Here is a 12069-nt window from a genome sequence, read left to right on the forward strand (position 1 = left end):
GCGGCGGGCCAGTGCCCCGGGCGGAATCTGATTCCGCGCCCTCGCGGCTGGTTGCCGGGGCTGTCGAAGTGGATTCGAGGACTTCACCAGGCGCCGTCGCCACGGCCACCCGGTCCCGACCCTCGAACTGTCGGGGCGCCCTGTTCGCACTGCTCGGCGCCAGCAGACCGACCGGCAACCGGGGGCGCGATCAGGCTCCGACACCGGTAGCGGTCGACGACGGTCATCACCCGGCCGCCACGGGGACGGGGCCAAGCCCCGCCAATCTCACAACACGCTGTTGAGTTCTCAAGCCACATACGTTCGCTTTGTACTCACCCCTTCGGGGCTTTCCTCCGGACGCTTTTGTGCAGGTCAAGCCACTAGAACGAGCTTCCCTCCAGCTTGCTTAGGGGGGGTTGCCGTCTCGCTTGATAGGTACGGTAGGCAAACGGGAAGCTGCGCGCAACCCCCTCTGCCGATAGAGTTGATAGCCCCCCTAGGCGAAGGTGGAGAAACGTGCACGACGACATGGAGCGGGTCTCGGGGATCTCGGACCCGGTCGACCGCGCCAAAGCAGCAATCGACCTGATGGCGCGGTATCAGAGCCGGGTCAACGAGTTGTCCCGCATCCGGCGCGAGGCGATCGAAGAGGCACAAGCAGCGGGTATGACTCAGGCCGAAATCGCGACGCGACTTGGAGTCAGCCGGGGGAGAGTGGGCCAGCTTGCGTCTGCGGGTCCTCCGCCGGAGCGGGCGTTCTTCGGCACGGACATGGTCACCGTGTCAGTCGCCGGCATGTATGAGGCGGGCAAGGGGCCCGATCAGAACCCCAGTGAAGTGATCACCCGCGAGGACCTCAACAACTTCGAGCATCTGCGCAAGCTGGTGGTGGGCATGAAGCTCGACGCGCAGTACGAGGTGATCCCACCGACCGGCATCGTCAACCTCAACCGGGACAACCACGTGGTCATCTGCGGCCCCCGCCGCTCCCCGATCGTGGCGCAAGTGCTCGAAGGTGACGACAGTCTTCGGTTTGCGAAGGACACCGCATGGCACTTGGTGGACCAGGTGGCCGGAAAGGTGTACCGGTCCCCCTTCGACGAAGACGGGTCGGCCGGCGACGTCGGCTACCTGGGGCGGCTCCCCCGCCTAGACGGCAAGGGGACGTTCCTCTACATCGCCGGCGTCCATGCCATCGGAGCGAGCGGAGTCGTTCACTTCCTCGAAAACAACCTGGCAGAGATTTACCGAGAGATCCGCACGCGGCGCTTCTCCACCCTCATTTCGTGCCGTTACGACCCGGAGACGCTCGAAGTGTTGGAGAGTCGACGCGTCACCCCGCTGTACCGACACGAAGGTTGAGCATGCGCGTCGCGATCGACACCCAACCCGGTGGAGCGGGCCCCAACGAGGATTGGGCGGCGGGTACACCGACTCTCGCCGTTGTACTGGACGGACTCAGCACGGCGGGGCTGGACACCGGCTGCCGCCACGGCGTGCCCTGGTACGTGGCGCATCTCGGCAGTCAGCTCGTTGCGGGGCTGGCGGACCCGGGCACCCCCCTGACAACCGGCTTGGCGGGTGCCCTCGAACGGGTGGCGGCGCTGCATCCTGAATGCGATCTCGGCAACCCCGGAACGCCGTCGGCTACGGTGGCGATCCTCCGGGAGCGTCAGGGTTTCCTTGACCACCTGGTCTTGGCGGACTCACCCATCGTGCTTCAAGGGGCCCAGGACTTCACGGTGCTCACTGACCTGCGGGTGGACGACGTACTTCCCGAGCTACGGGCGGAAGTCGAGCGGTACGAGACAGATACAGCGGAGCACCGGGAAGCGCTCCGCCGACTCGTCACCGAGCAGCGACAAACCCGGAACACTCCAACCGGCTATTGGGTGGCCGCTTCCGACGCGGAAGCGGCGGCACACGCTGTTGTCGGCAGTACCCCGACCGAGGACGTACGCGCCGCCGCTGTTCTCTCCGACGGTGTGTCGCGTCTGGTCACGGAGTACGGCATGGCCACCTGGTCGGAAGTGTTCACCACGCTTCGCAGCGGCGGACCACACGAGCTGATCGCCACCGTCCGAAAGGTCGAGGCCACCGACCCGACCGGGCGACGGTGGCCTCGTTACAAGTCCGGCGACGATGCCTCGGTTGTCTTCTGTCAGTGGCGATAGGCGCGAGCTAGTAGTTGATCACGGATGATCTACTTCGCTGAGCGGTTGCCTTCATTCCAAATGTAGAGACCGGTGGTGTTCGAGCCGTACCAACTCGTCGGCCCGACCTCAGCCGTGAGAGACGGGTAGTCGCTGATGGCCTTCCAAACCTCGGCAAGTTCTACCTGGCCGTACGGCTGGTTGAAAATCAGAGCAGGCCTGCCAGTTGTCCGGGAGAGCCACATGGTCGTGTGGTCGTAGAACCCTGGCTTGCCAAGGCACTCCCTCTTGGCGCAGCGTCCCTTGTCGAGCCAGTGAAGCCCGGACGAACACACCGTGTTGCCGCTCTTGAGGTCGTGCTGGTCCGCCCAGTCCAGCAGGTCCGCGCGCATTCGGACATAGATGTTCGGGCCGTAGGGCCAGTCCACGCCATCGGCGTCACGGGTGAGCACGCCCCGGGCTCGGTCGTCCAGAGAGCTGATCAGTTCCTTCTGGTCAGTGCTCTGGCAAGACCAGCACCACCACTTCGATTCACCGATCCCGGAGCCGAAGAACAGCCCCCGCCGTGACCGTCCGCATCCCTCGCAGTCATACATACTCGCGCTTCCTTCGCTTCTCATCGGGCCCCGTTAAGTGCCGTGGGGAACGGGTTCAGACGGTCCTCGCCCTCCAGGGGAGGACCGCAGAACCACCCGGATCACCAGGCATGACCTAGGGTTGTACCTCAACTACCCCCAGTCATGTGCCCATCATCGCGCGGGGCGCGCTTCGGCGGGCCCAAAACCACAGAGCTCACCGCGCCGCCCGTTGTCCTGGTCTTTGTCCAGTGCGCCGACGGCCACCACCGTTCACCGCAGTACCCCCACCCGCTCTGACCTGCCGCGTGAACCCCTACGAACGTCCCCGGACGGCCATGCGGACAGTTGGAAAGCGTGTTGGGGGCAACCCCTCACGAGTTCGAATCTCGTATCCTCCGCCAGTGCCTCACCGGGCACGATGTCGAAGGGCCCCACCGTTCGCGGTGGGGCCCTTCGACGTTGTCCGTCTCAGTTTCCGTCTCAGTTCGTTTCCGGGAGCTCCCAGAGCGCGTCGCCGACTTGCTGCGCGACCTTGCGGAGCATGGTCCCCGTCACGTGCATGTACCGGGCGCGCATCCGGGCCGCTCCCCCAGGCTCCCAACCCATGATCGAGTCGATCACGACGTCAGGGACGCCGAGGATCAGGAGAACAGTCGCGGCGGTGTGGCGAGCGTCATGGAGTCGGCCGTCTCGTACGCCAGCGTCCCGGAGAAGCCGCTTCCAGACGTGGAAGTCGGTGTTCGGGCTCAGCGGCCCACCGACCGGTGAGGCGAAGACGTATCCCTTGCCCTCCCAGTCCGCACCGGCCGCGATCCGCTCCCGCTCCTGGGCTTCCTGGTGCTGGCGGAGAATCTTGATCAGCGGATCGGGCAGGCCGATGGTTCGCCGTCCCGCTCGGGACTTGGTGGACTTGTGCTCGCGCCGGGTCTGCTCACGCTTGGGGCAGTAGCCCGCCTTCCGGCCGCACGGGTGGGCACCGCAGCCGTGCGCGTACTTCGGGCGCAGCCGGTTCTTACGGATGCGGACGTACCCGGCGGCGAGGTCGACGTCTTCCCAGTGCAGCCCCAGCGCCTCACCCTGCCGGAGGCCGAGAGCCAGGGCGACGACCCAACGCGCGCTGTTGCGGAGCTTGGCCGCCTCGACGAGGAGGCTCTGAACCTCTTCGATCGTGTACGGCTCGATGTCCTCCTCTTCGAGGCGGGGAGCCTTGGCGATCTCCGCCGCGTTCGTGGCGACGTGCCCGCGTCGGACGGCCTCACCGAGGGCGACCCGGATCGTCCGGTGGGCATGGTGGGCGGTGCCGGCGGAGCTCCCGGACTCCTGCATCTTCCGGTAGAAGCGCTCCAGGTGCTCGGGCTCCAACTTGGCGAGCTTGTGAGCGCCCAGGCCGGGCACCAGGTGGACGCGTACGTCAACCTCGTACCCGTCGTACGTGTTCTCGGAGACGTACGGCTTGGCGATGTTCTCGACCCAGTGCTCTAGCCAGGCTTGGAGCGTCCAGCTCTGCCCCGGCTTCCTGAGCTTCTTGTCGTCCCGCGCTCGCTCCATCTCGCGAACAGCCTTGGTCACTTCGGCCTTGGTCTTGCGCTCGATGTGACGGCGGTCCGGCTTGCCGTCGTCGCGGACACCGACCGTCACACGGCCATGCCACTTGCCGTCCTTGCCGAGGTAGATGGTCGAGGCCCCGTTGGGCTGGCGGGTGCGCTTCTTCTCTGCCATGCCATCCCCCTCAGGCCGCTTCGGCGGGTCGGTGACGCAGCTTGGCCACGTAGGCGGGTACGGCGTCGGCGGGAACGCGGCGGAGCCGTCCGACCATGACGGACTCGATCTCTCCAGCGAGGACGAGCCGGAAGCACGTCGTGCGGCCGATGCGGAGTCGCCGGGCCGCTTCTTCCACGGTGAGGAGAGCCAAGGACGGGTCGAAGGGATCAGGCCTGAGGGTGGTGACGTGGGACTCAGCCATGGGTGGGCTCTCCTTCCGTTGCGAGGGCAGGTTCGAGGGATGCGGCAAGCCAGGCTTCGGTGTCGGACAGGCCGGTTCCGGCGAAGACCCAGTGCGCGAGGACGTACGTCGTGGCTGTCTCGTGTTCTGTTGGCGGGGCGTGGTGTTGGGCGCGGCGCCATTGGGCGCGGGCGTCGCGGAGGGCGCCGAGGGTGGTGGAGTAGCGGCGGGATTTGGTGGAGAAGTGGCCGCGGAAGCCGAGCATGTGGGCCCAGGCGCGCAGGCGGAGGTGTTCGAGGTCTTTGCGGGCGCCGAGGGTCCAGGCGGTTCGGATGAGGCGGCGGGCGTGGTCGCTGATGTCGAGCTGGGCGAGTTCGGCGGCGAACTTCAGTGGCCGGTCGAGCGCTCCCGTGGCGGTTTCGGCGCCCTTGGTTGCGTACTTGGCGATGTACGCGGCGACCGCGCGTTCGGTCAGCTCCTGGCCGTCGTTGAAGTCGGCGGATCGGATGGTGCGGACGTCGAGTTGGCGGCCGAAGGCGAAGGTGTGGGTGCGTCCGTCAATGGCCGGACCGTCCACGCGGACCTTGGCCGCTGCTGTCTCGATGGCGTCCGTGAGGAGTTCGGCGGTGGCCCAGGCCGGGGGTGGGGTGTCGCCGCCGGTGGGGCCGTCGATGCGGATCACGGCGTGGAAGTGGACGGCGCCGCGCTTTTGGTACTCGGCGACCTTGGCGAAGGAGACGCGGGCGTGGTCGCGGAAGCGGCGTTGTGACAGGCCCGCGCGCTTGGCGACCTCCCGGCGCAGGTAGGTGGAGAAGCGTCGCCAGAGCGGACCGGCGTGCGCGTTCCAGAGAACGGCCGCTTCGTAGTCGTAGGTGTCCGGGTCGAGCGCGGTGCCGAGTTCGGCGGCGTCCTGGTCGTGGCGGGTGCCGCAGCGGCAGGGGCGCCCGCTGGAGGGGCGGTTGTGGACCGGGCCGAAGCTCGGTGCGGTGAAGGTGGCGAAGACGCGGGGGTGGGTGGCGACGTGTTCAGGGACGCCCTTGCCGCCGCGCAGACCGGAGGTGATCAGGTGGAAGGTGTCGCGCCGGTAGACCTCGGCGCAGGCCGCGCAGCGGGTGGTGCGGCGGTTGTTGCAGCGGACGAGGAGTTGGCCGGCCGGGAGGTCGGTGGAGTCGAGGTGGTGGAGCACGCGGCCGATCTCGCCGGTCGTGGTGTCGACGTCGTGCTCGGTGCGGTGGCCGTCGAGGCGGATCGGGTGGGCGCAGCCGCCGAGTCCGGAGAGTTGGCGGAGGACACCGGGCAGGGTGCCGTGCTCCGCGAGCTTCGCGAGTTCCGGGAGCGGGGGCGGTGTGGTGCGGGTGAAGATGGCGATTCTCCTTCTGACTGGCTCGGTCAGGAGTGATGGCCCCGGGGCGGCGGATGCTTGGTCGTGTGCGCCGCCCCGGGTGCCGTGCGCGTTCAGCGCCGGTTCTGCTCGCGGATAAGGGAGCGCAGGACCACGGCCGCGATGGCGACGGAGACGGCCGAGACGGCGACGGCGGCCAGGAGCGCGGTAAGGACGACACCGCCCACGACCACGGCCGCCACGACCCCAGGACTGATCGAGACCGCCGGGAGCGAGCGCCGTACGGGCGCCGGATCGGCCGGGGTGTGGGTGTGTGCGGGCGGCGGGGTGGGGCTGTCCGGGTACTTGGGCAGGAACACGGTCGGACCCTCCTTATCTACTCGTCTAGGCGTGTGAGCCGTTTATGACGTCCACGCCGGAGCGGGTGCCGGACTCGATGGCGGGGGCGAGGAAGGTCTGCGAGAGGTAGAAGCCGAGGAGGGCGATCAGTACGACGACCCAGGTGCGGACGCCGAGGAACTTGACCGCGCCCCAGGCGAAGAAGCCGAGGACGACGACGAGCGGCAGGCTGACAGTCACGGTGTACGGGGTCCCTTCGGAGGATCAGCGGACGGGGCAGCGGTGGGTGCGGGCGGCCAGCTCGGCGGCGGCGCGGCTGTCGTAGTCGGCGGAGAAGCCGCAGCGCGGAGCCGTGCAGGCGGCGGTGTGCTTCTCACGGCCCCGGCCGTCGTAAGACGTGGCGACCTGGACCGGGCCGATACGGGTGACGTTGCGGAAGCGGCGGGACATCAGAGGTCGTCCTCTCCGGTGAAGTCGTGGGCGTGGTCGGTGAGCCACTGCTCGATCTCTCGGTGTTCGTTGGGGGTGGCCCGCTTGATTGCGGCTTCGGCGAGGGCCACGGCGTCGACGAGCCGGTTGTCGCGGGTCAGCTCGGCGGAGCGCTCCAGGGCCGACTGGATAAAGCGGCGCATGGTGTTGGTCTCCTCGTCTGTCAGGTGAGGTGGGCGGCGATGGCTTCGGCCATGGGCGCGGGGACGCCGAGGCGGGCGCGGAGCGTCGTGGTGTCGATCGGTGCTCCGGTGCGGGTGTGGTGCTCGGCGGCGACTTTGCGGGCGTGTTCGACGAGGGCGGCCGGGACGGGTACGGCGGGCCGCTCGGGCGGCGGTGGCTCGATGGCCGGTGGTGTCGGCGGCGGTTCCTCGGGGTCGAGTTCGGGCGCGTGCTCCTGGTCCCCGGTGTCGTCCTTGTCCTCGGGGCCCTTGTGGTCTTCGTCGGTTGTTGCGGGGGTGGTGTGGGCGAGGAGGGTTCCGCCGAGGAAGGCGACGGCGGGCCAGCCCGCGACGAGGATGCGCAGCCAGGCCGGGACGTTGTCGAGGTCGAGGAGGCCGGCGGTGGCGACGTTCGCTCCGAGGGAGGCGGCGAGGGCGATGACGAACCAGCACCACCCGGCCGCTTTCGCCTCACCGGAGCGCAGTCGGCGCCAGGCGGCGACGAGCAGCAGATCGACCGAGACCGGGTAGGCCCACGCCTTCCACCCGTCCTGTCCGGCCGCCGAGGCGATGTCGTGCAGGTGGGCGAAGGACAGCGCGGCGGCGATGAGCGCCTGGACGAGCACCGCGTCGACACGGGCCAGTTGGGCGCGCATGGTGCGGCTCCTTCCGGATGCAGGCATGGCAGGGGTAGGGAGTTGGCGCGAGACGGTCACGCCGACCGGAATGGGAGTGAGGCTCAGTCGGTCACCGGGCGCGGCTGTACCGCCGGGGCCGGGGACTCGACGGGCCGTACAGGCACGTAAGGCTGGAACGGCTTGAGCGCGGGCAGGTCGGGGACCAGGTGGGCCGCCTCCCGGCAGATCCCCGCAGCGTCGCCGAGGGACAGGTACGGGGTGCGGATGCGGGACCAGCCGCCGGAGGTGTCACCGGCCACGGCCAGGCCCGGCAGCTCGGGAGCGATGGCGCAGGCGGCGAAGACCGCTTCGGGGGCGATGTCGCCGAGCGCCATCTTCGCGGAGGCTTCGTCGTTGACGCGGTGGCAGACCCGCCCGGTGAGCTGGGCCCGGAGCATGGTGGCGCCCTTGCCCAGCTCGGCGCCGAAGCGCTGCCCGCAGACCTCCAGGTAGATCCCGGCGGCGCGGCCGAGCTGGGCGAGCCGGATGAGCTGAGTGACCATCTCGTCCCGCCGTTCCTCGTCCTTCTTCGTGGCGACGAGGAAGAGTTCGGCCACCTCGTCGACGAACAGCACGACCGGTACCGGGCGTTCGCTCTCGGGCAGGCCCCAGATGTCGGAGGTGATCTCCTCGTCGGGGGTGTCCGGGGCGATGCCCTGCCGGGCCTTGATCAGGTCGTAGCGGTCCTCCATTTCCTTGACGAGCACGGGCAGCAGCTCGGCTGCCTGCTCGGGGTCGGTGGCGAGGGCGGAGAGCCGGGAGGCGAACGGCGCCAGCTCCACACCCCGCTTGCAGTCGATGCCGACGAGCGCGACGGCTTGCCGGGCGAGGCCGGTGATCAGGTGGCGCAGGTACATGGACTTCCCCGACAGCGTTGCGCCGAGGGTGAGCTGATGGGGAATGGTGCGGTAGTCGCGGACGAACGGGGTCGCGTCCTCCCGCAGTGCCACGGGCACCTTGAGGAACTCGGCGGCGGTCTTGCGGGGCATCCGCACGTTGCGCAGCACGTCGAAGCCGACGAGCCGCAGTTCGACCACGCCCGGCTTGACCGTCGTCACGTACACGGCGTGCACGCCCCACGCGTGCCGCAGCCGCTCGGCCGAGGCCGCGACGTCGGCCGGTTCCTGGCCGGGAGCGAGCCGGAGGCGAAGCCGCAGCCCGGTCGAGCTGGGCCGGATGATGCCCCGGCGCGGCGGTACCGGCCGGACCTCCCGGCGGGTCGTGGCCTTGACGGCGAGGACCCGCAGCCGGGACGGCGCCACGGTCAGCCCGCATGCCTCCATGACCGAGCCGTACGTCCCGAGGAGTCGGGCGGTGGATATCGGCAGGCCGACTGTGGGCCAGTACACACGGGGGTGCTTGGCTCGGGCGTAGGCGGCCCCGCCGCCGAGTGCGGCGACAGGACCACCCACCTCCAGAAGTGTCACCAGGTCGCTCATCAGGCGGTGGCCCCCATGGCGGCCGGGAAGGCGGCCGGGGTCACGGCGGCGGCGCGGAAGGCGATGCCGTGACGCTGCTGCCCGTTGAACACCGACTCCCACGGCCGGGCGACCAGCCCCGGCAGCGAGACCGGCGCCCCCAGCGTCAGCCCTTCGGCCACACCGCCCTCAGGCACGGTGACCTTGATCAGGGACGACTCGCCGTCCTCGATGTAGACGACGCCGATCGTCATCAGCGCCTCACCGCTGACGGCGTCCTTGGCGATCTCGCCCGTCTGCCGGTCCCGGACCTTGGGCTCGGGAGCCTCCGTCAGCAGGATCGTCGCGGCCGAGGTCTCAACACGGATGGTACGCAAGGGATCTTCCCCTATCTACTCGTCTATACATGTAGCGTCCGGCGAACCCGATCTCCGGGCTCACGCGAACGACTCTGCCACACCACTTGCCCACTCGTCTATACGAGTATGCCTGTTGGGGTGTACGAGTCGGAGAAGCGGCCCCCGCGCACCACCGCAAACCACCTCATCACGTCGCCGGAAGCTGGTACGACAGCACGTACGCATCGGCCGCCATGACCGTGTCGCAGACCTCAACGGCCCGCCCCTCGGTGTCGAAGGCAGTGCGGATCAGATGAATGACCGGCACACCGGAGGCCAACCGAAGCGTCTTCACCTCGGCAGGCGAGGGCATCCGGGCCCGGATCTCCTCCTCGAAGTGGTCGAGGCGATGGCCCAGCTCCTCCAGCCGTGCGTAGATGCCGCCAGGGCCGGGGTTAGGTTCGGCGATCGGCGTACCGCGCGCGATGTCGAGCGGCAGATACGAGGTGGCGAACTCGACCGGCCGCCCGTCGAGGAGATACCGGCGCCGACGAGCCAGAACCCGCCGCACGGAGCCAAGCCGTGTGGAGACGTCCTGACTGGCCTTTTCCTCCTTCACCTCAAGGCTGTCGACCTGGGGGTGACTGCCGGCGGCGTTCGCTTCGACGATGAAGGCCGCCTTGCCCTGCTCCCGGTGGCGCCGGGCGAACCGGTCGGAGGCGAGCCGCCGCACGGGCGGCCGGGGCCGGACGAAGACACCCTTGCCGTGCTCGGCGTGCACGAGCCCTTCGCCCTGAAGGACGGAGAAGGAGTTTCGGACCGTCATCCGGGATACCCCGTAGTGGTCAACAAGCTCGGCTTCCGAGGGCAGTTTTTCACCCTCCTTGAACCGCCCACGGTCGATGGCCTCGCGCAACTGGTCGGCGATCTGCCGAAAGACCGCACGATCACTCGTGGGATCGAGATCACCGAGGAAGCCGGAAGGAAGAGAGGGCACGTGTACTCCTTTAGATATCTAGACGAGTGGGCGATTGTTGTTGCTACGGTGGAGAGCCTAGCCAGCCGAGAGGGCCGAGGAACGTGAGCACCGACCGTCCACACTCCGTGAGCGTCGCCGGAGTCATCGTCGACGACCAGGGCCGGGCCCTCTTGATCAAGCGCCGCGACAACGGCCACTGGGAACCGCCGGGCGGAGTCCTCGAACGCGAGGAAACCCTTCCCGAGGCCCTCCAGCGCGAAGTGCTCGAAGAGACCGGAATCAAGATCGCGCTTCCCGCGACCCTGACCGGTGTCTACAAGAACATGACGGGCCTGATCGTCTCGCTGGTCTTCCGTTGCGAGGCTGCCGACGGCACGCCGACCACCGGCGACGAGACCCGCGCACTGCGCTGGGCCACCCGCGAAGAAGTCACCGAGCTTGCCGACGAGGCATACGCGATCCGCGTCCTGGACGCATTGGACGCCGCATCCCCGCCGGCCATCCGCGCCCACGACGGCGTGAAACTCGTCTAGCCCGAACCCGCTGCACATGGCGGCCTACCAGCACGAAGGAACTTGTATGCACGAGTATACGAGCACCGCCCGGGTCTGGGGACTCACTTGCCCAGGATTTCCGGAAGAGGTGAGCCGGGCCCGCCGCTGGACCCGCGACATCCTGCGCGGATCACCCCTGGCTGAGGACGCCGAGCTGATCGTGAGCGAGCTCAGCGCGAACGCGATCCTCCACACGGCCAGCGGCCTGGAGACGGGCAGCTTCCACCTGGCCCTCGCCGTATCCCGGCACGTGATCGCCCTGTCAGTGACGGACGGCGGAAGGACCGCCACGGCCCCGAAGGTCGAGCACCAGGACGACGAGGCCGAACACGGCCGGGGCCTGGGCATGGTCACCGCACTCGCCCACCGAGTCGCCATCCACGGCAGCAGGGTCGGCTACACGGTCACCGCGGAGCTCTTCACCGGCACCCGACCGGGAGACCGCCTGTGCTGAAGGACGAGGCCCACCGCGGCTACTGGTGCGAGTGTTGGACCGAGGACCTCAATGGCGAGGGCGGGATGGAGCTGAGGGGGTCGTTCGATGCCTACTCGGCGCCCCAGGCCGACAGATGGGTAGCCGTCGCGCTCCGCACCATCTCACCGGCATTCGACCCAGACGCATCCACCCAGGCATGGGACTGGCTGTACGACGGCCGCATAGAGACCCGCCGAGCCCTGTTGCGCCACGAGCCTTGCACGGTGTCCGTCACCCACAAAAAGACCCGCATCACCTGGACCATCCGACCGGTGATCTTCCTACCGCTCGCGCACCGCGAAGGCAGGCAACTGCCGTCTTGCGCATACGACTTCAAGCCCCGACCGGAACAGCAGACCGACTGAGTTACAACTTTCTCTACGGGTTCAAGGCGGCTCGCTCCGCTCACCGTGCGCGGCCCGGCCCCCGGCCGGGCCTGCGCTCCTGTCTCCGCCCCGCTCCAGCCCGGCCGGCGCCCGTGCCGCGCACACAGCAATCAGCCGCTTAATGCCAGAGAAGAGGTACATCGTGGCTGGGGCGGTCGGCTCCACGGCTTTACGGAGCCACTTTGGCGCGAGCCTCGAAGATCATGGCCCCAACGTCGTGCTTCACCGGGCAGGTCCACAGACTGCCCGACGCGCC

At 68.6% G+C, this 12069-nt stretch carries 18 protein-coding genes; 6 read left to right on the top strand and 12 right to left on the bottom strand.

What is annotated here, in order from left to right; genetic code table 11:
- The first annotated feature begins 498 nt into the window (after positions 1-498).
- Entirely contained in the window at positions 499-1344 is an 846-nt protein-coding gene (locus AC067N_RS14685; RefSeq protein ID WP_478679255.1) for a sigma factor-like helix-turn-helix DNA-binding protein, read from the top strand.
- A 2-nt stretch (positions 1345-1346) separates the two neighbouring features.
- Positions 1347-2156: a hypothetical protein gene (locus tag AC067N_RS14690; RefSeq protein ID WP_478679256.1), complete on the top strand. Its 810-nt coding sequence runs from the start codon at positions 1347-1349 to the stop codon at positions 2154-2156.
- 29 nt (positions 2157-2185) lie between these two features.
- Here the strand turns inward: AC067N_RS14690 and AC067N_RS14695 are convergent, their stop codons facing one another.
- The 4 genes from AC067N_RS14695 to AC067N_RS14710 all read right to left on the bottom strand — a co-directional run bounded on the left by AC067N_RS14695 (position 2186) and on the right by AC067N_RS14710 (position 5904).
- Entirely contained in the window at positions 2186-2731 is a 546-nt protein-coding gene (locus AC067N_RS14695) for a hypothetical protein (RefSeq protein ID WP_478679257.1), read from the bottom strand.
- Between the two features lie 462 nt (positions 2732-3193).
- Positions 3194-4432 carry a tyrosine-type recombinase/integrase gene (locus AC067N_RS14700; protein ID WP_478679258.1) on the bottom strand — a complete coding sequence of 413 codons (1239 nt, stop codon included), beginning with the start codon at positions 4430-4432 and terminating at the stop codon, positions 3194-3196.
- Positions 4433-4442: 10 nt separating this feature from the next.
- Complete coding sequence (locus AC067N_RS14705) at positions 4443-4676, bottom strand: excisionase family DNA-binding protein (protein WP_478679259.1); 234 nt, start codon at positions 4674-4676, stop codon at positions 4443-4445.
- Positions 4669-5904, bottom strand: a complete 1236-nt coding sequence (locus tag AC067N_RS14710; RefSeq protein WP_478679514.1) for a replication initiator — start codon at positions 5902-5904, stop codon at positions 4669-4671. The genes AC067N_RS14705 and AC067N_RS14710 overlap by 8 nt, the downstream gene beginning before the upstream one ends.
- Between AC067N_RS14710 and AC067N_RS14715 the strand changes: the two genes are divergently transcribed.
- Entirely contained in the window at positions 5830-6054 is a 225-nt protein-coding gene (locus tag AC067N_RS14715) for a hypothetical protein (protein WP_478679260.1), read from the top strand. The genes AC067N_RS14710 and AC067N_RS14715 overlap by 75 nt on opposite strands.
- A 56-nt stretch (positions 6055-6110) precedes the next feature.
- Here AC067N_RS14715 and AC067N_RS14720 read toward each other — a convergent pair whose 3' ends face one another.
- From AC067N_RS14720 to AC067N_RS14755, 8 genes are all read right to left on the bottom strand, one after another.
- Positions 6111-6356 carry a SpdD protein gene (locus AC067N_RS14720; RefSeq protein WP_107464697.1) on the bottom strand — a complete coding sequence of 82 codons (246 nt, stop codon included), beginning with the start codon at positions 6354-6356 and terminating at the stop codon, positions 6111-6113.
- 25 nt (positions 6357-6381) lie between these two features.
- Positions 6382-6576: a hypothetical protein gene (locus tag AC067N_RS14725; protein ID WP_478679261.1), complete on the bottom strand. Its 195-nt coding sequence runs from the start codon at positions 6574-6576 to the stop codon at positions 6382-6384.
- 24 nt (positions 6577-6600) lie between these two features.
- Positions 6601-6786: a mobile element transfer protein gene (locus AC067N_RS14730; protein WP_013002340.1), complete on the bottom strand. Its 186-nt coding sequence runs from the start codon at positions 6784-6786 to the stop codon at positions 6601-6603.
- Complete coding sequence (locus AC067N_RS14735; protein WP_478679262.1) at positions 6786-6968, bottom strand: hypothetical protein; 183 nt, start codon at positions 6966-6968, stop codon at positions 6786-6788. Before AC067N_RS14735 ends, AC067N_RS14730 begins: the two co-directional genes overlap by 1 nt.
- Before the next feature lie 20 nt (positions 6969-6988).
- The gene (locus AC067N_RS14740) at positions 6989-7642 is read right to left on the bottom strand and encodes a DUF2637 domain-containing protein (RefSeq protein WP_478679263.1); all 654 of its coding nucleotides are present in this window, start codon (positions 7640-7642) and stop codon (positions 6989-6991) included.
- A gap of 83 nt (positions 7643-7725) precedes the next feature.
- Positions 7726-9102 carry an FtsK/SpoIIIE domain-containing protein gene (locus AC067N_RS14745; RefSeq protein WP_478679264.1) on the bottom strand — a complete coding sequence of 459 codons (1377 nt, stop codon included), beginning with the start codon at positions 9100-9102 and terminating at the stop codon, positions 7726-7728.
- Positions 9102-9458, bottom strand: a complete 357-nt coding sequence (locus AC067N_RS14750) for an SCO3933 family regulatory protein (RefSeq protein WP_099963516.1) — start codon at positions 9456-9458, stop codon at positions 9102-9104. The genes AC067N_RS14745 and AC067N_RS14750 overlap by 1 nt, the downstream gene beginning before the upstream one ends.
- A 169-nt stretch (positions 9459-9627) precedes the next feature.
- Positions 9628-10416, bottom strand: coding sequence for a GntR family transcriptional regulator (locus tag AC067N_RS14755; RefSeq protein ID WP_055536745.1), 789 nt, complete (start codon positions 10414-10416; stop codon positions 9628-9630).
- 107 nt (positions 10417-10523) lie between these two features.
- Between AC067N_RS14755 and AC067N_RS14760 the strand changes: the two genes are divergently transcribed.
- From AC067N_RS14760 to AC067N_RS14770, 3 genes are read left to right on the top strand one after another with little or no spacing between them, the layout of a single operon-like run.
- Positions 10524-10931, top strand: coding sequence for an NUDIX hydrolase (locus AC067N_RS14760; RefSeq protein ID WP_478679265.1), 408 nt, complete (start codon positions 10524-10526; stop codon positions 10929-10931).
- Between the two features lie 46 nt (positions 10932-10977).
- Entirely contained in the window at positions 10978-11406 is a 429-nt protein-coding gene (locus tag AC067N_RS14765; RefSeq protein ID WP_478679266.1) for an ATP-binding protein, read from the top strand.
- Positions 11400-11792, top strand: a complete 393-nt coding sequence (locus tag AC067N_RS14770; RefSeq protein ID WP_478679267.1) for a hypothetical protein — start codon at positions 11400-11402, stop codon at positions 11790-11792. The genes AC067N_RS14765 and AC067N_RS14770 overlap by 7 nt, the downstream gene beginning before the upstream one ends.
- The last annotated feature ends 277 nt before the right edge of the window (positions 11793-12069 follow it).

The organism is Streptomyces sp. NPDC042364, from assembly GCF_056437585.1.